General features: G+C 41.9%; 20 protein-coding genes. 15 read left to right on the forward strand and 5 right to left on the reverse strand.

Going from position 1 to position 24,443, the window contains the following annotated elements:
* Nucleotides 1-14 precede the first annotated feature (14 nt).
* Entirely contained in the window at nucleotides 15-485 is a 471-nt protein-coding gene (locus tag N475_RS06465) for a low molecular weight protein-tyrosine-phosphatase (protein ID WP_063356505.1), read from the reverse strand.
* A gap of 237 nt (nucleotides 486-722) precedes the next feature.
* Here N475_RS06465 and N475_RS06470 point away from each other — a divergent pair, with 237 nt between their 5' ends.
* Nucleotides 723-1,589, forward strand: coding sequence for a serine hydrolase domain-containing protein (locus N475_RS06470; RefSeq protein WP_063356504.1), 867 nt, complete (start codon nucleotides 723-725; stop codon nucleotides 1,587-1,589).
* A gap of 175 nt (nucleotides 1,590-1,764) precedes the next feature.
* Nucleotides 1,765-2,241, forward strand: a complete 477-nt coding sequence (locus N475_RS06475; protein ID WP_063356503.1) for a hypothetical protein — start codon at nucleotides 1,765-1,767, stop codon at nucleotides 2,239-2,241.
* A 41-nt stretch (nucleotides 2,242-2,282) separates the two neighbouring features.
* Here the strand turns inward: N475_RS06475 and N475_RS06480 are convergent, their stop codons facing one another.
* Complete coding sequence (locus N475_RS06480) at nucleotides 2,283-2,756, reverse strand: hypothetical protein (RefSeq protein WP_063364892.1); 474 nt, start codon at nucleotides 2,754-2,756, stop codon at nucleotides 2,283-2,285.
* Between the two features lie 354 nt (nucleotides 2,757-3,110).
* On the opposite strand from N475_RS06480, the gene N475_RS06485 reads away from it, so the two are divergent.
* The 4 genes from N475_RS06485 to N475_RS06500 all read left to right on the forward strand — a co-directional run bounded on the left by N475_RS06485 (nucleotide 3,111) and on the right by N475_RS06500 (nucleotide 7,656).
* Nucleotides 3,111-3,524 carry a nucleotide triphosphate diphosphatase NUDT15 gene (locus N475_RS06485; RefSeq protein ID WP_063356501.1) on the forward strand — a complete coding sequence of 138 codons (414 nt, stop codon included), beginning with the start codon at nucleotides 3,111-3,113 and terminating at the stop codon, nucleotides 3,522-3,524.
* Between the two features lie 149 nt (nucleotides 3,525-3,673).
* Nucleotides 3,674-4,789: a YHYH protein gene (locus N475_RS06490; protein ID WP_063364893.1), complete on the forward strand. Its 1,116-nt coding sequence runs from the start codon at nucleotides 3,674-3,676 to the stop codon at nucleotides 4,787-4,789.
* 26 nt (nucleotides 4,790-4,815) lie between these two features.
* Nucleotides 4,816-5,334 carry a hypothetical protein gene (locus tag N475_RS06495; protein WP_063364894.1) on the forward strand — a complete coding sequence of 173 codons (519 nt, stop codon included), beginning with the start codon at nucleotides 4,816-4,818 and terminating at the stop codon, nucleotides 5,332-5,334.
* Between the two features lie 162 nt (nucleotides 5,335-5,496).
* Nucleotides 5,497-7,656 carry an alkaline phosphatase family protein gene (locus tag N475_RS06500; RefSeq protein ID WP_063364895.1) on the forward strand — a complete coding sequence of 720 codons (2,160 nt, stop codon included), beginning with the start codon at nucleotides 5,497-5,499 and terminating at the stop codon, nucleotides 7,654-7,656.
* Between the two features lie 79 nt (nucleotides 7,657-7,735).
* Here N475_RS06500 and hmpA read toward each other — a convergent pair whose 3' ends face one another.
* On the reverse strand, nucleotides 7,736-8,899 hold the full coding sequence (gene hmpA / locus N475_RS06505) for an NO-inducible flavohemoprotein (protein ID WP_063364896.1): 1,164 nt from the start codon (nucleotides 8,897-8,899) through the stop codon (nucleotides 7,736-7,738).
* A gap of 14 nt (nucleotides 8,900-8,913) precedes the next feature.
* A complete protein-coding gene (locus N475_RS06510) occupies nucleotides 8,914-10,128 on the reverse strand; it encodes an NnrS family protein (RefSeq protein WP_063364897.1) in 1,215 nt (404 codons plus the stop codon).
* A gap of 412 nt (nucleotides 10,129-10,540) precedes the next feature.
* Here N475_RS06510 and norR point away from each other — a divergent pair, with 412 nt between their 5' ends.
* From norR to N475_RS06560, 9 genes are all read left to right on the forward strand, one after another.
* Nucleotides 10,541-12,115, forward strand: a complete 1,575-nt coding sequence (gene norR, locus N475_RS06520) for a nitric oxide reductase transcriptional regulator NorR (protein ID WP_063356495.1) — start codon at nucleotides 10,541-10,543, stop codon at nucleotides 12,113-12,115.
* Between the two features lie 213 nt (nucleotides 12,116-12,328).
* Nucleotides 12,329-12,799 carry a bacterioferritin gene (bfr, locus tag N475_RS06525; RefSeq protein ID WP_063356494.1) on the forward strand — a complete coding sequence of 157 codons (471 nt, stop codon included), beginning with the start codon at nucleotides 12,329-12,331 and terminating at the stop codon, nucleotides 12,797-12,799.
* Nucleotides 12,800-12,802: 3 nt separating this feature from the next.
* On the forward strand, nucleotides 12,803-13,294 hold the full coding sequence (gene bfr, locus N475_RS06530) for a bacterioferritin (protein ID WP_063356493.1): 492 nt from the start codon (nucleotides 12,803-12,805) through the stop codon (nucleotides 13,292-13,294).
* Nucleotides 13,295-13,509: 215 nt separating this feature from the next.
* The gene (locus tag N475_RS06535) at nucleotides 13,510-14,100 is read left to right on the forward strand and encodes a TetR/AcrR family transcriptional regulator (protein ID WP_063356492.1); all 591 of its coding nucleotides are present in this window, start codon (nucleotides 13,510-13,512) and stop codon (nucleotides 14,098-14,100) included.
* Complete coding sequence (locus tag N475_RS06540; RefSeq protein WP_063356491.1) at nucleotides 14,100-14,945, forward strand: alpha/beta fold hydrolase; 846 nt, start codon at nucleotides 14,100-14,102, stop codon at nucleotides 14,943-14,945. The genes N475_RS06535 and N475_RS06540 overlap by 1 nt, the downstream gene beginning before the upstream one ends.
* Before the next feature lie 84 nt (nucleotides 14,946-15,029).
* Entirely contained in the window at nucleotides 15,030-16,247 is a 1,218-nt protein-coding gene (locus tag N475_RS06545; protein ID WP_063356490.1) for an ABC transporter substrate-binding protein, read from the forward strand.
* Nucleotides 16,244-19,567: a response regulator gene (locus N475_RS06550; RefSeq protein ID WP_063356489.1), complete on the forward strand. Its 3,324-nt coding sequence runs from the start codon at nucleotides 16,244-16,246 to the stop codon at nucleotides 19,565-19,567. The genes N475_RS06545 and N475_RS06550 overlap by 4 nt, the downstream gene beginning before the upstream one ends.
* Nucleotides 19,568-19,620: 53 nt before the next feature.
* The gene (locus N475_RS06555; RefSeq protein WP_063364899.1) at nucleotides 19,621-21,792 is read left to right on the forward strand and encodes an exonuclease domain-containing protein; all 2,172 of its coding nucleotides are present in this window, start codon (nucleotides 19,621-19,623) and stop codon (nucleotides 21,790-21,792) included.
* A gap of 43 nt (nucleotides 21,793-21,835) precedes the next feature.
* Nucleotides 21,836-22,219, forward strand: coding sequence for a DUF1294 domain-containing protein (locus tag N475_RS06560; RefSeq protein ID WP_155732551.1), 384 nt, complete (start codon nucleotides 21,836-21,838; stop codon nucleotides 22,217-22,219).
* A 40-nt stretch (nucleotides 22,220-22,259) separates the two neighbouring features.
* Here N475_RS06560 and N475_RS06565 read toward each other — a convergent pair whose 3' ends face one another.
* The gene (locus N475_RS06565; protein ID WP_185843649.1) at nucleotides 22,260-24,401 is read right to left on the reverse strand and encodes a cation:dicarboxylate symporter family transporter; all 2,142 of its coding nucleotides are present in this window, start codon (nucleotides 24,399-24,401) and stop codon (nucleotides 22,260-22,262) included.
* Nucleotides 24,402-24,443 lie beyond the last annotated feature (42 nt).

Raw genomic sequence — 24,443 nt, forward strand, 5'->3', positions numbered from 1 at the left:
ATGAGAGTAATAGGCTATAACAGCGTTTTGATGATTTTATCTGATGCCGCCTCTACAAGATCTAGCACCAGTTCAAAGCCGTCGCCATCGCCGTAATACGGATCTGGAACCTCAGTTACACTCATTCCTGCATACGTCAAAAACAGGTGGAGTTTATGTTGGTAAACACTGGGGCAAATCGCTTTAAGGTCAGATAGATTGTTTTTATCAGCACATAAAATTAAATCGAACTCCTCAAAATCTCTTTTGACTACTTGCCGAGAGGTTATGCCCGCAAAACTATAGCCCCTTTTTTGACCAGCTTTAGCGCTACGTTTATCTGGAGCGCTGCCTTCGTGATAGTTAATCGTGCCAGCTGAGTCCACCATAAGAGCAAGCCCCTGCGTTTTGGCTTTGGCTTTGATGACAGCTTCCATTGTCGGCGAGCGGCAAATATTGCCCATGCAAACAACCAGAATTTTGTTAGTTGAGGTATTAGGTGCCATGGCTTGACCTGCTAATTGAATAGATTATTTTTTGGCCTTAAAAACTAACACTCTAAAGTAAGCAATAAAAGCGCTTAATATGATTTTTTAGAATATTATAAGCTTTTTCATAGGCTTTGCGTCTGGTACTAAATTGAGATGCAGTTCATTGGCTAATTTTGAGACATAAATTTCTCAAGTATTTAATTTATTGATATTAAATATGTCTAATAGTCAAAACTCGTGATGGAGATCTTCTTGATTTATAGTTTACATAACGAAGCATACAGCTTTGCTAGTGCAGGGGATAAACAGGTCCCTTGGTGGAGTTTTACGAAGACAGTGATAGCAACCTTGACTTTGAAGTGCGTGGAGCAAGGAAAGATTGAACTGGACTCTAAGCTCAAAGGCAAGCCATATACTTATCGACAGCTTTTACAACATACCTCAGGTCTCACTGATTACGCTATGCTGCGAGAGTATCATCAAGCGGTTACGAATGGGCAATCGCCTTGGCCATGCGACGAAATGCTGGCTAAGGTGCAAGTTGACGATTTGTTATTTAATCCCGGTGAAGGGTGGCGTTACTCAAATATTGGCTATCTGTTTTTAAAGCAGCAGATTGAACAATGTTACGATGCGCCTTTCGCGGAGGTTTTAGATACTCTGTTTAAGTCTGTTGATATTTCAAATAGCGCACTGATTGAGTCATCAGCCGAGTTCGATAAACTCAACGTGAGTAACCAAAGCTACGATCCGCGGTGGTGCTATCATGGTGTGATAGCGGGCAGTGTGCATGATGCTGCGGAGTTTTTACATCTGCTCATGAGTGGGCAGCTTATTTCAAAACCCATGTTAAATCGAATGCTGACACCGTATAAATTGAATTTTGATGTTGGTCAAAGACCATGGAAAAGTCCCGCAGTAGGACTTGGTGTGATGCTAAACTGCGAACCCGAACTTAAAACATCTGGACACACTGGCCAAGGGCCACAGAGCTGCTTTGCTGCCTATCACTTTGAGCAGATAAACCCGATTACCATTACTGTTTTTGAGCAAACCCACTCACAGGCTGTGGTTGAAGATAAGGCTGTAGAGCTGGCAAAAGCATTTACAGGCCGCTGAATGTCAAAATCACGTATGCTGGTTATAAAGCAGCTGAAGTCGCGAAGGTTATTATTAAGCGCTCACCCATTTATGACTGCAATGATGATTGAAACTAAATGTTATTAAAATGTATATTTTGTGTTTATTTTGTGCGATATTGAGTTTCTGTTAAAGGTAAACTTAAGGATGAATTATGAAATATACATTAGTTTTTGCTTCGCTGTTGGCTTCTTATGCTGCCACTGCTCAGGTTAAAGTCACTGTTGACCCTTCACAATGTAAACAAGTAAGTCTGTATGGAGAGATTGCCTACGAAGAGGCGGGCGTGACCAATGTGTCAACTCAACATGAGTTAACATTAAGGTGTCCAATACCAAATCACAATGGTATGCAATTGAGTAGCATAGAAATATGGAAAAAACCTCATCGCACCGTTTATTGTAGTTTGGTTCGTAGGCATTGGGAGCATTATGCGAATAAACCGACATTAACAGTTAAAGATTTTACCCTATCTAGCTATTCTGGCTTTTTACTACAGTCCGTTTCAGCCGGCAGCCTTGGTAGCAGTTACAGAGATATTGGCACAGCCTATCATTTTGAGTGCCGCATTCCTGCTAAGTCAGGTAGTAATCAAACCCACCTTGGCGCATACACCTATATTTTTAACTAGAAATAACGATAACCCTCTTGGTTATCGTCTGGCGCTAAAGGTCAGTTCGCTAAATATTTTGAATGATAATGTTCAATTTGAACATAGTGGTCAATGAGTACCTGACAGCGAATACTTTGATTAAAGCGGACGAGCTCGCAAGCAAGACAGGCAATCGCTTTATATGCTTGTAATGCCGCTTTTCTCAATTCGGTGTTGTTTCCATTACGAACTAACTCTTCTAAAGCATTGGCAGCTGTTTCTAAATAAAACTCTTCGTCAGAGTCCTCTAACATAGGGCAATTGTGAAAGCGATAGCTACTTATCTCAACAACGCGTTTTGGGGAGAGTTTATTTGCTGTGGGTGATCGTAATAATTCAATGCTAACGTCAAACGCTTGTTTGTAGGTGTTACTGGCCTTGTCTTGTAGTCCAAAAGAATAAGCTTTTTCAGCACATTCTAAAAGTTGGTTGTATTTAATAACCAGCGACTTTGAGTTTGAAGAAGATACTAAAGCAAGTTTCTTAGCAACCATATGCTTTCCCTAATCCGTCTAGACCAATTGAGCTTTGCTATTCGTTTACAGCAGTTTTTATAAATGATAATGAAAATAAATATCATTATCAAATTGTAATTGTGCTTAAGTCAGCTTTTGTCGATTATTTACTCTATATAGATTGAGTTTTAATTAAGTAGCCACACTTTAAGTATGGTTAATAATTTAAATATTGCAAATCAACTACATAGTGTAGCTAGTTCTTGAGTAAGTCTTTTTTCTGTGTGTTAAACTCGTGGCGATATTCGTACTTATTAATTCGCTGGAGTAGACAAGCGATAGGGAAACCCCGGTTGAACTTTTTCTTGTTTGGCCCAAGACTGAGGAGCATATATGGAAAATGCAGTTAGAGTTGGTGTTGGAGTAATACTAATTCGAGATGGAAAAATTTTACTAGGTGAGCGTCAAGGTGCGCATGGGGAAAATACTTGGGCAACACCTGGCGGACACCTAGAAATGGGGGAAAGTGTGGAGTCATGTGCCAAACGAGAAGTATTGGAGGAAACTGGTCTGCATATTTCAGCACTTCATAAAGTGGGCTTTACCAATGACATCTTTGATAGAGAAAATAAACACTATATAACTTTGTTTATGGCGGCTGACTGCCCTGTGGGTGAAGCGGTGATCATGGAACCAGAAAAGTGTAAGGCGTGGCAATGGTTTTCATTAGATGCGCTACCAAAACCGCTGTTTTTATCTATGGAAAACCTGCTAAAAGAAACCAACCTGAAAAGTCTAATTAGCTAAAAATATTGATATTAATTTAATATCTAAAACTTTATTTAGACAAATTTTTTAATTGCACAGTGTTTGCACATTGGCACCCTATAGTTGAAAAAAGAGCAAGAGTTGACTATTGAGTTTACTTAGTGCTTTTGATTATAGGAGAGCGAAATATGTATTGTGCCAGTGTGTTTTTCAAACGTTTAACGACAATAATAGTTAGTACCCTAGTGTTGGTATTGTCCGGTTGTGGCTCCAGTTCAAGCGACGACAATACCAGCCAAGCCGCTGCAAATAATCAACCCAATAGTAGTTCTGATACGACCAATAGCGACACATCTACTGATACGTCTACCGACTCTAATACAGATCAAGGCACAGGGGACAACAGTGATTCGAGTGACAGTGGGGGTGATAACAATTCAAGTGATGATGACTCAAATGACACCGCGCAAGTAGTAGGTTCTACGGATGGTGTGTTATGTGATTATTTGTACAATGAATTCAATGACTCAGCGTCAGTACAGGCGACGAGCAATGCTGATTGGAGCTGTGATAGTTCAGATCGTCAATTAACCGCGAATGGGATACCAGACCATGCAACTGGTACTTTTCCAAATCAAGCAAACCCAAATACAATTAGCGAAAAAAATGTATCAGTAAGCTATACGTTAACACCAACTAAAACGGACAGTACCACGACGTTAGGTGGGCCAAGTGGGGCCACAGGTTACGTGTTAAATGGAGTTAAAATTGACGCTAATACAGCGGGCTCATGCGATGACTCCGGCAATAGCTGTAGCTTGGTAGGTAACACAGGGAATTGGAGCATTGAAGCTTTAGGACAAACTAGCTTTGATTTTGGTACTGACGATAACAATGCTCATGTTCAACCTGATGGTTCTTATCACTACCATGGTATGCCTGAAGGGTTTATTGAGCTAAGAAGTGGCAATGAAGTTACGATGACCTTGATTGGCTGGGCGGCTGATGGTTTTCCAATTTATGCGCGCTATGGTTACAGCGAGGCTGAGAATGCACAGTCAGAATTGAAAGTGATGACAGGCAGTTATCAGTTAGTTGAAACTGTCAGTAGTAACCGACCTTCAACATCTGTATACGCACTGGGTACGTTTGCGCAAGACTGGGAATATGTAGCTGGAAGTGGAGATCTAGACGAATGCAATGGTCGATTTGGTGTTACACCTGAATTTCCTCAAGGCATTTACCATTACTACGCAACTGATAGTTATCCATATTTTCAACGTTGTGTGAAAGGTGAACTGTAGCTAAATCAGAGAATGAGGGGGGAGTTATGATTTCAAAAATCATTGCAAGGGTAGTTATCGGCGCTATTTGGGTGTTTAGTTCGGCCTCTAGTGCCCACTTAATGGTTGCCGAACATGGCACATTAAACTTTGACGATTCTGGCGCCTACTATATGGTCATTTCGGTGCCAGCTTTGAGCTTTGCTGAAGCTGACATAGACAACAGCGGCTCGCTATCTGTAAGTGAGTTTAAAGCAAAAAAAGACCAGATTATTTTGGCTATTCTAGATAAGGTATGGATGACTCAAAATGAGCGTAAAAAACCACTGCAGGGCATTATGGTATCGCCACAAGTGGCCCATCATGGCAACCGGGATCATATCGACCAAATTGTGGTTATGGGTAAGTTTATAGATGTAGATCATAGGCAAAACCTGATGTTTCATAGCAGCTTATTTGGTTCAGATGGGGAGCAAAAGCTTGCTATAACAGCTAAATTCAAACGCCTAGGTATCAAACAGAAATTTGTACTTACGCCACAGCAAATAAATGCCAAGGTATTTTAATCCCCTCTAGGCTTGAGCGCAGACAACCGGGTTTGCACTCAAGTCATATTTTCTGACCTTATTAAATCCTTCATATTGATGTCATTGTTAAATAACCATTTTGCAACATGCATTGTTTAAATTCTGGACTAGACCAGTTAAATTTATAAAAGGAAGCAATGTATGACATCGAACTTTTCGTGGCTTAAAAAGCCTTTGAGCCTTAAGCCTTCGCAACGTTATTTTTTTGCCGGTGCGTTAACCATGCTCTCTTCGGCACAGACTATGGCGAGTAACCACTCTCTATTAATCGCTGTTGATGGTTTGCGAGGAGATGGCATTGAAAATTCAGTGACCCCAAACTTTGACAAGTTGATCCAAGGCACATGGGCTGAAGGCTACCAAGGCGCATTTGCCTTTTACGCGCAAACAATGAAAGATGCCGCACCAAATAGCGGGCCTAATCATGTAGGTATCATGACCGGAGTTACATCGAGTAAAAGTAGTGTTACAGGTAACTCAGATGTACACACCGGTCGGTACGACCAATACCCGCATTATCAATCTCTACTTGAAAGGCACAATAGCAAACTCAATACAGCATATTTGGTGACTTGGTCAACCGATATGCAAATTGCAAACAACGCAGATTTAAAAATAGACTCAAACGACGCGGGCAATGTGGCAAATACGTTGGCAATTATCAATGGAACCTATCAGTCTAACGACTGGCCCCGTGGTACAACTCCGGATTCTATTTTTCTATTTTTAGACGATGTGGATGCAGCAGGTCATGCATGTTGCTTTGCAGCTTCTGACACAGGTTACGTAGATGAAGTGGCTGATGTAGACAAGCAAATTGGCAGTATTCTCGCAGCAATCAAAGCGCGTCCTAATTTTGGCAATGAAAATTGGCAAATCGTTGTAACGTCAGATCATGGCGGAAGAGGTTCTTCTCATGGGATCCACGCGGCTGACAACTACACCATTCCGTTTTTAGTTGTTTCTAAGTCTGCCAAACAAGGCTACCTGACAGGTGTTCCAAAAAATTATGATGCTGCACCAACAGTACTTGCACACCATGGCGTATCTGTACCAAGTAATATGGATGGTGTTGTGCGAGGAAACAGCGTGCAACAAAAAGCCCCAGAAGCCATCGAAACGGATTTAATCACATACTTGCCATTTGAAGGTGACTTTCATGATAAATCTGGGAACCACCTTCATGCACACGTGGGTGGTGGTAGCCCTGAAGTTAATTCTGGCGGTAAATTTGGTCGATTTGTAGCCATAAACGGTGATAAGGAGTTTTTAACACTAGGTAACCCCTCCGAGCTAGATTTTGCCCATGCTCGAGATTTTACGCTAATGACTTGGTATCGTGTCAATGGAGATCAGCATGGTGATCCTGTGATAGTTGGGAATAAAAACTGGGATAGCGGCAGTAACAGAGGCACGTTGTTGCTTGCGAACGAAGGCAATGGGGATGATGTAGGGATCAATATCGCGTCAACATCAGCCGACCGCAAAGACATCGACCCGATAGATTATACATTCAACGGTTGGTGGTTGTTGGTAGCAACGTTTGACCGTGATGGCAGCGCTACTTTGTACGCAGGAAGCCCGACTGGTGAGCTAAATATTATCTCTGGCAGTATCGAAGATGTGGGTGATATTAGCTCGTCGCTTGACTGGAACATTGGACAAGATGGCACAGGTCGATACAAGTACAACTTAAAAGCAGATCTAGACGACTTTGCTGTGTGGGGGCGTGCATTATCAATAGACGAGGTACGGACGCTTTATAACGGTGGCGCGGGAACCGAAATTAATCGCATTTTAGGTAATGTATCAACAAAATATTTGACCGCAGAGTCAAATATCATAGCTGGGCAGGACTACTCAGTGATTATTACCACAGTGGTAGATGGTCAAACTTGCGGTCTGGAGTGGGACGCTACGCTTCGCAATCGAGAACGCAATGCAAAATGGGATTGTGCAGGACGCGCTGATCCTCTAACTTTGAAAGTGAATAAAGTAGAATCGTCGGGTGGTGTTAAGCGAGTTTCGGGTTATCTCGTCGCGCAAGGCGGGAAAGGTGCATTTGAATGGGATGCAGATATGGTTTCAAACGAGCGAAACGCTAAATTCGATGAAGGCACAAGTGGGGATTATCTGACATTTACCTTATCGAATAGTGCAAATTCCAGCAAAATTAGTGCCATTGCATATGATAAAGAATGTGGTCTTGAATGGGATGCCGACCTAATTGGTGGTGAGCGAAATGCGAAGTTTGATTGTCGTCCACGTTACGACAGTTTTACTATTCAATTACTTGACTAGGTGTGAAGTTTTGAAGCAATAAATTGAGTAAAAGATAGACTCATTCACCAAGTTGAATGAGTCTATTTTCATTTATAATTTACAAGCTTTCGTGTGGGCCAAATACTTCATATAAAATGCGTGATTGATCCACGCCCAGATCAATAAGCTGAGATTTTATAAAAGCCATAAACCCGCTTGGTCCGCAGAGGTAAAACTCGCCATCGTCAATGGGCAGTAGTGGTTTTAGTGAATTTAATTGCATAAGCCCACTGTGCTCATGCTGGGCATCGGCTTCAATCCAAGTATGCGTCTGCAGTTGCGGAAGCTGTGTTTTAAAGTTCTCAATAGACTGTGTAAATGCGCGTTCATTTTGATTGCGACAAGCATGTAAAAATAAACAAGGTGCTTGTGTATCTTGTTCAGCAAGCGTCTCTAGCATAGCCATCATCGGCGTAATGCCAACACCGGCGCTCACCAGCACTTTTGGTGCTTGATTGGTTTGTAGCACAAAGTCTCCGGCTGGTGGGTAAGCGTCAACCTCGTCTCCTACCTCTAAAGTATGTAAGTGTGAAGAAATGAGTCCATCGGTTTTCACTGAAATGCGGTAATGATCTGATTTTGCACTCTGTGACAGCGAGTACTGTCTTATTTGGCGATTGTCTTGCCCATCAACTTGGCATTCAATTGCAAGGTATTGACCCGGAGAGTACGTTGCTACCTGGCGACCATCTACAGGGGTTAAATACAAGCTTTTGATCACCTCTGATTCTTGCACAATCTTGGAGATTGCAAAGCGGCGTTTTCCGCGCCAACCGCCTAACTTTTGCTCACTTTGTTGATAAATACCTTCTTCTTGCGTAATAAATAAGTCTGCAAGAAAACCATATGCTTCGGCCCAAGCGGCGATGATTTCAGGGGTACATTCATTTGGGAACATTTCTTCCAAAGTTGCCAAAAGGTGAGTACCAACAATTGGATAGTGTTCAGGCAAAATATTCAAGCTGGCGTGTTTGTGGTTGATGCGGTTGATTGCTTCTGACAACACCGCAGGGTTGTCGATGTGGGTCGCATAAGCAGCTAATGCGCTAAACAGTGCAAACTGTTGTTTTCCAGATTTTTGATTGCTGACATTGAAAATGTTTAGCAGCTCTGGGTTGTGGCTAAACATGCGTTTGTAGAAGTGGTCAGTCACTTGTGTTCCTGCATTAGCAAGCAGAGGGATTGTATCCTTAACGAGTTTTATTGTTTGTGTTGATAGCATAGAAATTCTCCAAATTAACCACGACGCCCATCAAGGCGTTTTTTCATTAAAATAGGGGTGTACACAGCGACAAAGATGACAAATGCAGCAATCCAAAGGAGTGCACTGGCAAGCCAACTGTGATGGGGGTTGATAAAAATTGGTAAAACACTGCGTGTGACAGCAGAAAGTGCGCAAAGCCCAAATGCAATACTCATTAATGGGTGAGGGGTCAAAGGCCTTGCAGTATGACCAAGAGACACTCGGGCCATGATCGATAGTATCATCAGGCCCATAGCACCAATTGTGATAAGGTGTAATGCATCTTTGCCATACCATGGGAAATTCAAATACGAACCACCGAATCCAAGTAAGCCCAGTGCCATGAATACATAAGCGATAAATAACGACCAAAGCAGTGGTCGCGTAAATACACCAGAGGTAAACCAATATACACAGCGCACAAGGTGTAAGATTGCTGTAAACACTAATACATAGCCGGGGTTTAGTTGGCTAGACAAAACATGATGAGAGAAAAAGCCACTAATTCCGACGACGGCTGACCAAAACAGTAGTTTATCTAACCTAGGTGTTTTTACTTGTTCAGCTAAGCTAAGTCCTCTTGCGATAAAAAATGGCACAACTCGACCAGCAATCACGCTGATAAGCAAGGTAAAACCTAAAATTGCCAAGTGAGAGAACACTTGTACAAGTTCGTAGCTATTCGTCTCTAATAGCCATATAAACACGATGTTGAAACTGGCCATGGCGCAAAGGATGATGACAAACTGGTAGTTGTTTTTACTTTTTGCTTTGAGCAAAATATTGGCAAAGTGACAAATTGCGAGTAACCAAAAAGTGGCTTGCAATAACGCTAAAAATATCAGTGATGTATCATTGAATAAAAATACCAAACGAGCGCAAAACCACACGAGAGTCAAAAATAGTAGCCAGTTCCCACTGAGCGTAGGGATCCCAGTCCAATTTTGAGAAGCAGTAAGTAAAAAACCAATTGCAACGGCGCTGGCAAAACCAAATAACATTTCGTGAGCATGCCAAAGCGTTGGGGCGATAGATAAATGCCAAGGCATTAAACCGCTGAGTACGAGAGTCCAAATAAGCATACTCAAAACAGCCCAAATACCCGCGAGTAAAAACATAGGTCTAAACCCAAGCATTAAAAAAGGCCAAGTTGAGGGCTTGAGAGGGTGAACGCTAGGAAGTGGTTGTTCTAACTGTATCAATGACATCTAACGCACCTCCATGCCTAAGTTGTATTGGCACAGACAGCGAATCACATAACTAATTTTGAGCAAGGTGGCAAAGACCAAGCTGCTTATGTGTGCGGTGATTTGTGCCGGTAGAGTGAGTGCATTTGCGAGTGGGTAACTTGCAATAATTGCTAATCCGAAACCAATTACGCTCAAAGCAAGAAAGTAATTAGCAAGGGTGAGAAGCTTGTTAAACGTGACTGAAAAATCAAGGCGTTGGATAGGCATCAAAAGTAACTCACTATAAAAACACGATGATTTATTAATGGCAGGAGTTGTGCCAACTTTTTAGCTATTTAAAAACAATAACTTATGATTTTTTGGTTGTAATTTAGAGTCAAATAGACATAATTTAAATTGGGTTATTTAAACATTAAAGGGTCATTTTGACATGGATCAAAGGCGACTATCTCAACTACTGGCTTTAAACCATGACTTGGCCATGGCGCTACCTAAATCAAATGAAGTAGAAATAAGCCTATACAGCCAAGCAGTTGTAAACGCATTGCAAACATGTATTAGTGCAGATGCAATTGTGGTTTTACAGGCACAGGGTGATGTGCTGATCCCACAGGCTTTTACAGGACTAGCCCCCGAAGTTATGGGCCGACGATTTAAGCTCTGCGACCACCCAAGGCTGGCAAGTATCGCGAAATCGCCCGATCAACCCGTGGTCTTTTCTTCTGATTGTGCATTAAGTGATCCCTATGATGGCATGTTACTGGCTGAGGATGGTGAGTTACCGGTGCATGCTTGCATGGGCTTTTCGTTGTACGAACAAGGTCTCTTGCTAGGGGTTGTCACTTTTGACAGTCTGACGCCCAATGCATTTGACGCCTACAGTCGCTCGTTGCTGACAATGATTCAATCTGCGGTGTGTGCGCATTTCAGCGCGGTGTTTAATACGCATAAACTGGCAAAACGCGCTCAATCCGGTTTGGCTATGTTGCATGAGCTAAGTCATCAATCACACACCATGATTGGTGAGTCAGTGCCTATGGAACGTCTAAAGTCAGATATTAATCTGGTTGCAAACTCAGATTTAAGCGTGTTGATCCAAGGTGAAACAGGCACAGGTAAAGAGCTCGTCGCGAGACAGGTTCACAGTAACTCAAGTCGCTGCAATGCGCCTTTTGTGCAAGTTAACTGTGCCTCGCTGCCAGAAAACCTCGCAGAAAGCGAATTTTTTGGTCATCGTAAAGGGGCGTTTACTGGTGCGGAAAGCAATCGCGAAGGTAAGTTTTTAGTGGCTGATCAAGGCACCTTATTTTTGGATGAAATAGGTGAACTACCACTTCATATCCAAAGTAAGCTACTGCGTGCATTGCAAAGTGGAGAAATTCAGCCTGTGGGGAGTGATAAACCCCATCATGTTAATGTGCGCATCGTCGCAGCTACAAATCGCGACTTGCAAAAAGAGGTGGAAGAAGGGCGTTTTCGAGCTGACTTATACCACAGGTTAAGGGTATTCCCGTTGCAAGTACCGCCACTTAGAGAGCGAGCAACCGATATTGTCCCTCTAGCAGGTTATTTTGTTGAGCAGCTGCGCAAAAAATTAGGCGTTTCTCAATTGGTGATAGATAGCTCACTGCTCGCACAATTACAATCACATGATTGGCCAGGGAATGTGAGAGAGCTAGAGCATGTACTAAGTCGAGCAGCGCTTAAAGCAAAGCATGCAGATTGGCAAAAAGAAATCATAAAAATAATGCCATCTCACTGTGAGATCACATACGCAGAAAAAGATAGGAGTGCGAATTTAAGTCAACCTGCGCAGCCAAACCATGCCGACTTAAACTCTTTAAAAGATGCAACAGAGCAATTTCAAAAACAGCTTATTTTACAAAAGCTGAATAATGAAAATCTAAACTGGGCTGCCGCGGCGCGTTCTCTTGATATCGACCGTGCTAATTTAGTACGTTTGGCTAAGCGTTTAGGTATTGAAACCATCAAGAAAGTTAAGTAGTGAAGATAGGTAATCGCAACAGTCAATTTAAAGTGGTAATAGAGACCGAAATTCAACTGTAATTGGCAATGAAAATTGTTCTTAATTCTTTTATAAGTTATTTATTTTAAAAGGATATATAAACAAATTTGTTATTTTTATTTATTCTTGCGAAGCCTTTCATTTGGACTAGTGTTATAGAGCGTCTAACTGAATTTGCCACTAGGGGGCCCTATGAAGGGTAGCAAGCAAGTAATTGTCACGTTGAATAAAATTTTGACACTCGAACTCACTTCTATCAACCAGTACTTTTTGCATGCACGCATGTACAAAAATTGGGGGTTAGAGGAGTTGAACGAAAAGGCCTACAAGAAGTCGATTAAGGATATGAAGCAAGCCGATGATTTAATTGAGCGGATCTTGTTTCTAGAAGGCCTACCTAATCTACAACACCTCGAAAAGCTACGCATTGGTGAGCACACAGAAGAAATGATGAGCTGTGACCTTGCATTTGAGCATGAGCAATTGCCAGCTCTGCGTGAAGCCATAGACTTGTGTGAAAAAGAGCAAGACTACGTAAGCAGAGAACTTCTCGAAGACATTCTAGAGTATGAAGAAGAGTATGTGGATTGGTTAGAAACACAAGAATTCTTAATCAAAAACACTGGCATTGAAAACTATCTTCAATCGCAGATGGAGGACTAAATTATGCAAGGTGTACAAAAGGTTATCGATTTACTTAACAAGCAACTTACGCTTGAACTCAGTTCAATGGACCAGTACCTCGCACACTCCAAAATGTACGAAGACTGGGGAATGGATAAGTTGCACGACAAGCTGTCTCATGAATATGAAGAAGAGCTTGACCATGCAAAGCGCATTACTGAGCGGATTTTGTTTTTAGAAGGCACGCCAGACACCGCATCTCGTGCGCCAATAAAAGTAGGCAGTAACGTCAAAGAAATGCTTGAAAATGACTTGGCTGCAGAGGTTGTAGTAAAAGATCATCTCAAAAAAGTGATTGCAGTATGTGAAGAAGAGCAGGATTACGTCACTCGAGAAATATTAGAAACGTTGCTTGATGACACTGAAATGGACCATATTTATTGGTTAGAGCAACATCTAGGTTTAATAGATCTTATCGGTATTCAGAATTATATTCAGAGCCAAATGAATGGTGGCTCAGGATCTGGCAGCTAACGGAAGTTAGCGTGTTAAGCAAGGTAAAAGAGCGCATAGTGCGCTCTTTTTTTATGCCTCTAGATTACACAACAATGTTAGTTAAAACAGCAAGGATAGGTGGTTTGCCACATGGCCAATAGTTACTTAAGCGGATATGACTGCACACAATTAGCTTGACCTCAAAAAGTATCGCGCTATTATAAACCGAACGTTCGTTCTTTTTTGTGGTTGGTATGGGCAAAGGTAAACAAACTAAGCAGCAGATTTTAGCTAAAGGGCTGGAGCTTGCTTCCGAAACAGGGTTAAACGACTTGACGATTGGTGTGCTTGCCACCGCCACGGGGATGTCTAAGTCGGGGTTGTTTGGCCACTTTAATTCGAAAGAAACACTGCAATTAAATGTACTTGAATACGCAGCTGAGCGATTTCGAGAGCATGTTGTGTTGGCGTGTGATAAAGAAACTCGCGGTATTACCAAGTTAAATCAACTTACTCAAAATTGGCTGAATTGGTATCAACCTGATGCAGTCACATGCATTTTTATGAATGCATCTATTGAGTTTGACGACCAACCAGGTGCAATTCGAGATCATATTGAATCTACGCTCAGCAATTGGCTTAGTTACTTGCAGCATATTGTTTCTCAGGCTGTTGCAGATGGAGAGCTTAAGTCTGACACCTGTCCACAACAATTTGTTTTTGAATTGTACTCACTTTACTTAGGCAGTCAGAGCCTACGTTGGCTGAGCCTAGAAGATGACAAACGCAATCGTTTTAAAACCGGATTCAGTTCACTTTTAGAAAAATATGGAGTTAACAACTAATGAGTAGCAAAATTTATTTTTCAGACAGCAACAGTAAAAAATCAATGAGCTACCTAGTAACGCGTGGAGTGTCATCTTTGATGGCAAAGGTAGCACCGAATACCAGTATGAAAGCCACACGAAAGCTATTGTTAACGCCATCTGCAAGCCGTAAACAAGTACCGCTTCCGGAGTCTATGCGCACACGAAAACTAGATTCGCAATACGGTGCAATCAATGTCGTTGAAGCAGGAAAGGGGCCAACAGTGATATTTACTCATGGTTGGTCTGGTAGTGTGACTCAGTTTTACCCATTAATGCAAAAGTTAGTTGAAAAGGGCCATAAAGTGGTCGGTTTTGACCACTATGGGCATGGTAAAAGTGAAGGCCGTTTTGCAAATTTACCCCTGTTTATAAAGGGTCTAAAAACAGTGATGTCGGCGTATGACGACCATAATGTCAAAGGAATCGTTAGTCACTCTATGGGGACAATTGGCGCGTTAAATGCGACACATGATGCGCGACATGTACTGATTGCGCCGACTTTTGATTTCTACAATTCATTTCAACAAAGGATCTTGTCGACGGGCCTTGCAAATCAACTGTTTGAAAAGCTGTTAAATGAAGTTGAAACGGAACATGGTATGGCGTTTAAAGAGTTACAACCTGAGCTTCATATGGAAAAACAGGGACAGCTTCTTGTTGTACATGACAAAGATGATAAATACGCGCCTTATGGCCATACTCAAGAGCAGGTTGGTTTGCATGAACATGCGAGTCTTTCTACTACATCGGGCCACGGTCATGGTCGTATTATTAACAGTGCACAAACATGGCAAGCCGTTGAGCAGTTAGTGGGCATTTAATACTTTGATTGAATTGCAATTACCAAGCAATGTTTGTCAAGATAGGCTAAATTTAAGTAAATCCAAAATTAACGATTGGTACTTATGGCTAAATATTGCTTGGTCGTGCTGTGGTTGTGCTTTTCGGCATATGCGCTCGCAGAAGATAAAAACTTACCTACGCTTCACATTTATCATGATTCTGATTACAGCACGCACAAGGCGTCTGCAATTGCGATAAAAATGGGCTTTTTGACGGCTCTGAGTGAAGTAAATAAGCAGTCGCAGGGGTTTGAACTAAAACTCTTATCCATGGACCATCGTGGCAATAGTAATCGCAGTTTTTTGCATTTTAAACGTTTTTTGAAAGACCCATCTGGTTTGTTTGTACTGGGTGGGTTGCATTCTCCTCCTTATATTAAACATCGAGAGTTCATCAACAAGAACCAAATCCCTCTTTTAGTGCCTTGGGCTGCCGGAGGTCCAATTACGAGGTATGATCAAGGAGAAAACTGGGTATACAGGCTCTCTGTTGACGACACGAAAGCAGGCCCTAAATTGGTTGAGTTCGCATCCAAGCGGGCGTGTAAAAAACCTCACTTGTTATTAGAGAGAACACCATGGGGTAAATCCAATTACAAGTCTATTGGTGAGGCGTTAAATAATGCTCAGCCTGATGTCACTTGGTTTGATTGGGGAATGAAAGCCAACAGTGCGAAAATTCATATTCGTGAAATGATATCCAAGGGCAGTGATTGTCTGCTTTTTGTTGGAAATTCGATTGAAGGAAAGCAGCTTGTGAGTGCAATGGCTGATTACCCTAATGATCAACGTCTGCCTATTATCAGTCACTGGGGCATAACTGGGGGGGACTTTTTCTCTAAGGCGAAAGTTGATCTTGCCTCTGGTATTGACCTGCACTTTATTCAAAGCTGTTTTTCTTTTCAACATAGGCCAATGTCACCCACAGCCAAAGACGTATGGCAGCGTGCAAAAGTACTGTTCCCGAATGAGTTTGCAGAACGGGATTTTTTGTTTGCGCCTACTGGATTTATACATGGCTATGATTTAGCAAAGGTTTCCTTAGCGGCGTTGGCACAAATAAAAATAACGGGCGATATGCATAAAGATCGCCAAGCTTTTAAACAGTCGCTTGAAAATTTAAAAACCCCCATTTCTGGGCTTATTAAAACTTATCAGCAACCCTTTTCTAAGTGGAGTTCAAGTAATCCTGATGCACATGAAGCGCTGGGCCTTAACGATCTATGTATGGCTTATTTCCAGTCAAACGGAAGTACTAAAGTACTGGTGAACAATTCATGAGAGAGTGGCTAAAAAAAGCTTTTAGCATGTCTTCAGACAAGGCATTTTACGCCTTTTTGCTTTGTAGTTTAGTGTTATCCATTGTAATTAGCTTGGCTTTGGTTGGCACGCGGGCAAATAGTTCTGTTAAGGAGTTACAACTACAAGCACGCCAAACAGAAGCTCGATTGGCAGTAAGTAATTTGGGACAGTTTATATCTACACGGCTTATTTTGCTCAAGGACTTAGCGAAAATTCCGATGCTGTCCAATGCGGTAATGGGCAGTGATATTTCGAGGGCGTCGTTATCTGACTTTTTAAAAGAGTACAAGGTGCTGGGCTCTCATGCGCCTTTGCATTTATACAATATCCTTTCAGAGCAAGTTTTTACCAATTCTCCCCTCAATAGTGAAAATTACACCAGTGAACCTTGGCTAGACCAATTGTTGCTTGGTGAACTCGGACAAGCAGTTGCATTAAAATTTGATGGTGAACAATTTGTATTTGTGATTGCCGTACCTATTGAATACAACGGTTTCACCGAAGGTGTTTTGATTTCTGAGTTTAAAACAGACCTAACATCGTTAATTGCTATTGATATGGGGCAAACCGAACTCGCCGTAGATTTAACAGGTCAGTGGGTAAATTACAGTAATGCAGACGAAAGCCTAGAGTATTTAAAACTATTTGAGAGCACGCTGGCAGATACAGACATTGCAATTAAGTTTTATATTGATCAACAAATTATTGAAAACAACGTCAATACGTTTATTACAGCGATTGCCAAAGCTGTAGTAATAAGCTTGTTGTTGTCATTTTTATTGTTATTCTTTTTTGGTAGACAACTTTTACTTAATCCATTCAAACAGTTACAGCTCTCGCAAAAAGCTACCGAAAAAAGTGAAGAGCGCTTTAAACTGGCCATTAAAGGCAGCAATGATGGCATTTGGGATTGGGATATTGAACGTGGCGGGATGTTTTATTCGCCTAGATTTAGAGAATTACTGGGCTATAAGGGCGATGATCTAGTTGGCTTTCCAGACACATTTGAAAGCATTGAAAAGCATGTTCACCCTGAAGATAAGTCAAATACCTTTGGTGCATTGAATGCGCACCTTGATACTGGTTCTGGTTTTGACGTTGAATTTAGAATGAGAAATGAGAGTGGAGACTTTCGATTCTATCGCTCAAAAGGTTTAGCGCTTCGCAACAATGAGAACAAAGCCATTCGCATGTCGGGGTCTTTAACGGATGTTACCGACCAAAAAATGTATCATGAGGCACTTAAACAAGCCAAAGAACATAATGATCTCCTGGCTTATGCTATCGAGTCTTGTGATGTGGGTATCGTAATCACTGATGCCCACAAACAGGATATGCCCCTTAGCTTTATTAACTCAGCATTCAAGCGAATTACTGGGTATGACGATAGTGTGATTGGCAAAAATTGCCGATTCTTACAAGGTGAACAAACATCGCGAGCGGCTCTAAAAGCCATTCGTGAAGCAATACAAAGCCAAAAGCCACACCGAGAAAAAATTCTTAACTACCGTAAAAACGGCGAGACCTTTTGGAATAACATGCATATTGGCCCAGTGCTTGATGAGCGCAAACGGCTTATTGCCTATGTTGGTATATTGCAAGATATTACTGAACAAATCAGGCAACAAAAAGCTTTAGCCGATGCCAAAGTCGAAGCAGAGCAAGCCAGCGAAGCAAAAAGTGCTTTTTTAGCGTCCATGAGTCACGAGATCCGAACTCCCATGAATGGGGTCTTGGGTATGCTTAACTTAATGTTAAATAGCCCACTGGATGATGAACAAAAACACAGGGCGCAGTTGGCAATGAACAGTGCAAACTCCTTGCTGAATCTCATTAATGATATTTTGGATTTCTCCAAAGTTGATGCAGGGAAAATGGAGTTAGAGCTACTTGATTTTGACTTAAGAGAGTTATTTGGGGACTTCTCTGAATCTGCTGCCTTGCAAGCACAGCGCAAAGGTATTGAGCTTGTATTAGATATTGTCAAAGTCGAAAGCTCTGTTGTGAAGGGTGACCCGAGCCGACTAAGACAAGTGCTATCTAACCTTGTTGGCAATGCCATTAAGTTTACTGAAGATGGTGAAATTATTATTCGGGCTGAACTTACCAAAGCAGGAGAGAAACTCAGACTGGATTGCTCAATTATTGACTCCGGGATAGGTATTCCTCTTTCTAAGCAACATAAACTATTTGAAACCTTTTCTCAGGTCGACTCGTCAACAACCCGTAAATACGGTGGCACAGGGCTGGGTTTGTCGATAGTTAAAAAGCTTTGCGAGCTGATGGGAGGCAGTATTGGCGTACGCAGTGATGAAGGCCGAGGTAGTGAGTTCTACTTTAACATTGAGTTAGAGATAGGTGAGCAAAATAACCAACACTTACCAGATTTTGACATCAGCAAACTCGAACTTTTAATTGTTGACGATAACCAAACTAACCGCACCGTGCTCAGAGAGCAGCTACAGCTGTGGGGCGCAAAAGTCACTGAGGCTGCGTCTGCGATTGAAGCACTGTCGCAATGTGAAGCGCGATTGGAAGACCCCGATAGAAAGCTATTTGATATCGCGTTACTGGATATGCAAATGCCAGTAATGGACGGTGCTAAACTTGGCAGTGAAATGCAAAAGGACCCGAGGCTAAAAAGCATCAAGTTGATCATGATGACATCCATGGGTCATCAAGGGGATGCAGCATTTTTTGCCAAGCGGGGCTTCTCTGGGTATTTTCCAAAACCAGCCACAACCTCTGATTTACACAATGCATTGTCTGTAGTAGGCGAAGGAGGCGAGGCGTTAGCCAATGCCAAACCAATTGTTACCTCTCACTATCTGAAGTCATTTAAAGAGTCGGAGTCTGGCGAAGATATTATTTGGGATCCACAACCTCGTATTCTTTTGGCTGAAGACAATCATGTGAATCAAATTGTGACGACCAGTATGCTGAAAAAGCTAGGAATAGACTTTGTCGACGTTGTGGCAAATGGCCGAGAAGCGCTAACAACGCTGAGGCATTGCCAACATTCATCGCCATATTGTCTCGTGCTAATGGATTGCCAAATGCCAGAAATGGACGGATATATTGCAACTGAGTCGATTAGAAATGGACAGGCGGGGGAAGAGAATAAAAATATTACGGTCATTGCGCTCACTGCCAATGCGATGAGTGGCGATGAGAAAAAATGTCGTGATGCAGGGATGGACGATTATTTGACCAAGCCCATTCAACCTGCCACTTTGCTCAACTGCTTACGAGAACATTTAGACCATAAGATAGCTAAATCCGATGTAACGCAGGACTAAATAAAAAATTGATGGCTAATTGGTAGTGAATTTGGCATATTAAAACACTGTTTATGTATACAGGTTTTTTTATCGTGAAGACTTTGCCAGAAAAATACTACCTCACACACTTCTTTGAGCTGTTGAGTTATATTGAGCAAACCAGCCAACATCTACTTAGTGATGGGCAAAGAGCAAAGTTACTTGATTTTAGAAAGCTAGATGAGCAGTCTCAGTGCTTGTTGGTACGTGTCATTAACCGCAAGCGTCAATTTGTGTGCGAAGCTGATCTAGACTACAGCGAAATCACTGACTACGAGCGCACATTTGGTACGCTTTATGATGCTCAGTGGTTAACGCTGGCGTGTGAAGTGCAATTGCCACAGCAATTACTGTGTGAGTTAAACAAAACACAACTGCAAGCGATTGCTGCTGAGCATGAACTACCATCCCCACCTGTAAAATCAGCAAAAAAATCTGTCTGGTTTGAGTTTGTTTCAGCCAATTTTAAACAGCTCAATTTACTACAAAGCCATCTTTATACCCACTATTTTACCTCGCAATTTAAACAGGATTTTGAATATTTGCTGTTTTTGTATTTTGGTAAGTTAGGTGGGGCATTTGCCCAGTTTTCTATGCGTGATTTAGGCGTGATGCAAACACATGCTGGACGTGCTCAAACAAACGCGCACTTTGATGATTATCAAGAAGCGCAAAGTGCATTTTATTACAGTCGATTGTACTCCGAGCTCAAGGATATGGAGGCACAAAGAGTGCTTGAAGTGGCCAAGTTGCTATCGGACAATGGTACTTTGCAACCTGTTGGACAATTGGCCCAGATTAAGTATGACCATTTATGCTACAAACTGGCCAATTTAGTGGCTGAGTTTGATATGGGGTTAAGTGAGTCTTTGCTCATTCAAAGCGCCCACCCAAGTGCCCAAGAGAAGTATATTCGTTTGCTATATACGCAAGGTGAGCATGCTAGGTGTAAGCAGCAAATCGAAAAAGTCATAGAAGCTCCGAGCGATGAAAAGCTTTTGTTTTTTGCTGAGGATTTTTACCGTCTAAAATTTACCAGTAAACGCACTTCAGCCTTAACCGATATGCTGAGAAATAGCGGCCCCAAAGTGGCTTTGGATGAAGCCTACAAAGGCTATGTTGAGCAGGGGTTAGTCAATCAATTTGCAAGAAAAGGCATACAAGCAGTGCATTGTGAAAACATGCTTTGGCGAGCTCTATTTTGTTTGAGCTTTTGGCATGAGCTTTTTGAAGATCAAAGAAATGCGTTTTCTAATGAATTTGAAAATACACCTAAGTGCATTAAAGATAATACCTTTTATCATGTTTTTGAGGTAGAAATTGAACAGCGTTTGAGTACATTTAAAAATAATGACGCATTGTTAAGTTGGCTAGTTAAACAGGCCTCTGAGCGTTTTGGTACACATTGCCGATTAATGCATTGGCAACCTGATGTGCTCTCTAGTTTGTTTGAGTTTGCAAAGCATGCACCTATCGAGGCGGTTTGTGCGCATTTACGCGCAATGAGTAAAGACTTTAAAAGCTTAAAAGACGGCTATCCAGATCTGATGGTGTTTGAGCAGGGCATTAAGTTTGTTGAGGTAAAAGCTCCTGGTGACAGCCTTAGGCGCAATCAGCTTATTACCATCCAAAAGCTTATTCGGCATGGTTTTGATGTTGATGTGCAATCGGTAGAGTGGCGTGTAGAACCACGGCAACCTTATGTGATTGTGGATATTGAAACTACGGGTGGCAAAAAAGAGCACGATAAAATCACCGAAATTGCCATGATAAAAGTGCAAGATGGTGAAATAGTAAAAGAGTGGCAAAGTCTGATTAACCCACAGCGTCGTGTGCCTAAATATATTACTGAATTAACGGGAATAGATAACGATATGGTGGCAGATGCACCTATTTTCAGCGAAGTTATTGATGAAATAGATACCTTTACCCAAGATTCCATTTTTGTAGCACACAATGTAAATTTTGATTTTGGTTTTATAAAAGCAGAATTTGCACGATTAGAGCGTCCGTTTCGCCGCGCTAAGCTTTGTACCGTGCAGTTGGGAAGAAAGTGGCTACCTGGACATGCTTCGTATTCCCTTGGCAAAATTTGTCAGGACCTATCCATCGAGCTCAAAGGTCACCACCGCGCATATAACGATGCCGCAGCAACTGTTGAGCTATTTAATTTAATTAACCAAAAGCGCATTGATGCTAATTAAATTGGCTGTGTACATAGTAAGCTGCAAATAGGAGAGAGTTGGCTTGATATTTAAGTCTTTAGTGATGTTTTTAGCCAAATTGGGCGTAATTTTATCTTTGTGTGCTTTAGGTATGTTGATTTTGCCTGCGATAGGCCAAAATCCTATTGCGCTGGGAGCAGGGCTTGGCGGGCTAGCCATCACCAACTTAGTGATGTTTTATGGGTTTTATAAAGATAAAACCAACGCCCAAAAAGACAAACAACGGATCTCAGAAAAAACACTGATTTTACTCTCGGCGATGTCGTTACACTGCGCCACTTACCTAGTGATGCATTTCACTCGTCATAAAACGAATAAAGTTTCGTTTCAACTCAAGCTGCTCTTGGCTGTGAGTCTACAGGCGGTTTTGAGCGCAATATGGTTTGCCAAGGTTTACATCTATTGAAAGTCGTAAGCCTCGGCAGTGTGAGTTCGAGGTAAGTCAGCTATTGGCTCTCAATGTAGCTGCCCGCTTGCTCAGAGAATTCGTCTAACAGCGACCAGCGGTGTTCTTTTGTTTGTGTACCATTGCCTAAGATCCAGTAGTTGTATGAGTTTTGAATCGTGCCTTTACTTTGTTGAATGGCAAGCCATGTGTTCAAATAGCTGAGAATATCAACATTGCGTTTTGCAACAGCAAACCCAACTGGATATTTAAGCTCTGCACCTTTTGGAACAACAACCCCGTATTCTGGATAGAACATGCTCCATGCAAACCCCGCTTCAGCACTTATTACCAGTGCATCGTTATCATTTGAGCTTTCAAAGAACGCTTGGTGGTTATTTAGTTGGTTAATCGTTATTTGTTGATGTTTACTGGCAACATCGCGCATTAATGGTTGATACTCAACATGAGCTAAGTTCAACTTGGGCTTAGACAGGACCAAATCACGTGTCGCGAACTCTTTTAAGCGATGATCTTTAGCAACAAGTGCTAACTGAAGCTCTAAAACGGGGTTACTAAAGCGTACTGCGCTTAGATCTGCAACACTCATCTCAAGGCCTGACATCGCCACATCAAAGTAGCCTTTGTTTAAATACTCAGCCAATTGATGCTTTTTAAATGGAATAAACTCTACTTTAACTTGTAAGTCAGACGCCAGCTTGTGCGCAAGGCCAATATCAAATCCGACTAATTCACCCTTTTGATTAAAATAACTAAATGGCACATTGTCGACCAAGTATCCAATCCTGAGTAGGTTACGTTTTTTGATAATTTCAATGTTTGTTAAAGACAACTCACCACTTTGATAAGCTTTTGGTACATGATTCAGTACATCGCTGGGCACCTGATCTGAGACCACCATATTTGCAATCACATCATCAGAACTCTTTGTACTTTGTGCCAAGTGGTTATTTGTTGTAAAGCTCAAAACCATAAATGCAGGCAATAATACTGACAGTAAAGTGAGATAGTACACAGAGCGAATGCGTTTTAAGTGTAATTGCTGCTTGTTATAAAAAATACACAGCAGTGTTACAGCGAAAATGTAAACCACCGTAGTAGGTGACACTACCTTAGCGGTAAGTACGGACATTGATAGATAAAGCTGGTAGCTGTCTGCGGGTATTTTCAAGCTATCAAGCATGTAAGGAATGGCGATATGCACATTGGCAAAGTAGCTGAGCATAGCAGACAAGGTTACATTAGGAATTTGCTCAAGTGAAATAGGGTTACCAGTTAACCATGCCGCAAAGGTAACAAACATCAAGGTGGTGAGCTTACCTAAGCTCGGAAAGGTATAAGCAATTGGCACAAGCACTTCGGCGATATGATCAGACTCTTCGTCACTGCGTTTTATCTTCTGCAAGTGAGCTTTAATCCCTTCAGTGATCACAGGTAACACGATAAACACGTTACCTGTACTAAACGCGGTGATCCAAGCATTGCGCATCACCTTGATAAGGTCTCGGTATTTAACCGGAGTAAGCGCTGCAACTAACATCGGCAGTAGGGCAAACATCAGATAAAAGCCTAGGCATACAACCAACACTAAGTATATTTGTAAGTTGCTGAGCTCTTCGCTGCCAATGGTGCCTGCGGTGCTGGCGGTCATCGAGAAAATCCCAATTGGGAAAAACTTAATGACTTTTTTAGACATCACGGTGAGGCCTTGTCCTACAACTTCTAGCACATCGAGCAGCTGGTTTTTACGACTGTTGGAGATAAGTGCAAGACCTAGGGCGATACAAAAAATGACCAAGGCGGGTACATTGCCTTCTGCCATAGAAGCAAACGGGTTGGAAGGGATATATTGCTGCACAAAATCGACGTCAGGAGCTTGAGCGACCAACGCAGGCGAGAAAAATGTACCCGCATCATGAGAAGGCAAAGTGAGTGTAAAGCACCAAATTGCAGCTAAACCAACAACCCATAATGCAAGCATTGTGATGGCGGCTTTAGCCAGTACCGTTTTAACTTGGTCGGGACTGAACTTACCTAGACCAACGACTAAACTGACTACAATATATGGGAAAATCGTGATTTGCATAAGGCTGACAAACCCTTCGCCAATCGGTTTTAAAAAGGCAACACGTTCGCCAAAAATGAGCCCAGTTGCAATGCCGAGGATCAAAGCCCACAGCATCCAATTCATATTTTTTAACCAATCGAATACTTTATTCATATA

It is taken from the genome of Pseudoalteromonas luteoviolacea DSM 6061 (genome assembly GCF_001625655.1).
GTDB lineage: Bacteria > Pseudomonadota > Gammaproteobacteria > Enterobacterales > Alteromonadaceae > Pseudoalteromonas > Pseudoalteromonas luteoviolacea.

Excerpts from the sequence above, each read along its gene's own strand:
- N475_RS06465 (WP_063356505.1), bottom strand. The coding sequence starts at position 485 with ATGGCACCTAATACCTCAACTAACAAAATTCTGGTTGTTTGCATGGGC.
- N475_RS06475 (WP_063356503.1), top strand. The coding sequence starts at position 1,765 with ATGAAATATACATTAGTTTTTGCTTCGCTGTTGGCTTCTTATGCTGCC.
- N475_RS06480 (WP_063364892.1), bottom strand. The coding sequence starts at position 2,756 with ATGGTTGCTAAGAAACTTGCTTTAGTATCTTCTTCAAACTCAAAGTCG.
- N475_RS06485 (WP_063356501.1), top strand. The coding sequence starts at position 3,111 with ATGGAAAATGCAGTTAGAGTTGGTGTTGGAGTAATACTAATTCGAGAT.
- N475_RS06490 (WP_063364893.1), top strand. The coding sequence starts at position 3,674 with ATGTATTGTGCCAGTGTGTTTTTCAAACGTTTAACGACAATAATAGTT.
- N475_RS06495 (WP_063364894.1), top strand. The coding sequence starts at position 4,816 with ATGATTTCAAAAATCATTGCAAGGGTAGTTATCGGCGCTATTTGGGTG.
- N475_RS06500 (WP_063364895.1), top strand. The coding sequence starts at position 5,497 with ATGACATCGAACTTTTCGTGGCTTAAAAAGCCTTTGAGCCTTAAGCCT.
- hmpA (WP_063364896.1), bottom strand. The coding sequence starts at position 8,899 with ATGCTATCAACACAAACAATAAAACTCGTTAAGGATACAATCCCTCTG.
- N475_RS06510 (WP_063364897.1), bottom strand. The coding sequence starts at position 10,128 with ATGTCATTGATACAGTTAGAACAACCACTTCCTAGCGTTCACCCTCTC.
- norR (WP_063356495.1), top strand. The coding sequence starts at position 10,541 with ATGGATCAAAGGCGACTATCTCAACTACTGGCTTTAAACCATGACTTG.
- bfr (WP_063356494.1), top strand. The coding sequence starts at position 12,329 with ATGAAGGGTAGCAAGCAAGTAATTGTCACGTTGAATAAAATTTTGACA.
- bfr (WP_063356493.1), top strand. The coding sequence starts at position 12,803 with ATGCAAGGTGTACAAAAGGTTATCGATTTACTTAACAAGCAACTTACG.
- N475_RS06535 (WP_063356492.1), top strand. The coding sequence starts at position 13,510 with ATGGGCAAAGGTAAACAAACTAAGCAGCAGATTTTAGCTAAAGGGCTG.
- N475_RS06540 (WP_063356491.1), top strand. The coding sequence starts at position 14,100 with ATGAGTAGCAAAATTTATTTTTCAGACAGCAACAGTAAAAAATCAATG.
- N475_RS06545 (WP_063356490.1), top strand. The coding sequence starts at position 15,030 with ATGGCTAAATATTGCTTGGTCGTGCTGTGGTTGTGCTTTTCGGCATAT.
- N475_RS06550 (WP_063356489.1), top strand. The coding sequence starts at position 16,244 with ATGAGAGAGTGGCTAAAAAAAGCTTTTAGCATGTCTTCAGACAAGGCA.
- N475_RS06555 (WP_063364899.1), top strand. The coding sequence starts at position 19,621 with ATGTATACAGGTTTTTTTATCGTGAAGACTTTGCCAGAAAAATACTAC.
- N475_RS06565 (WP_185843649.1), bottom strand. The coding sequence starts at position 24,401 with ATGCTGTGGGCTTTGATCCTCGGCATTGCAACTGGGCTCATTTTTGGC.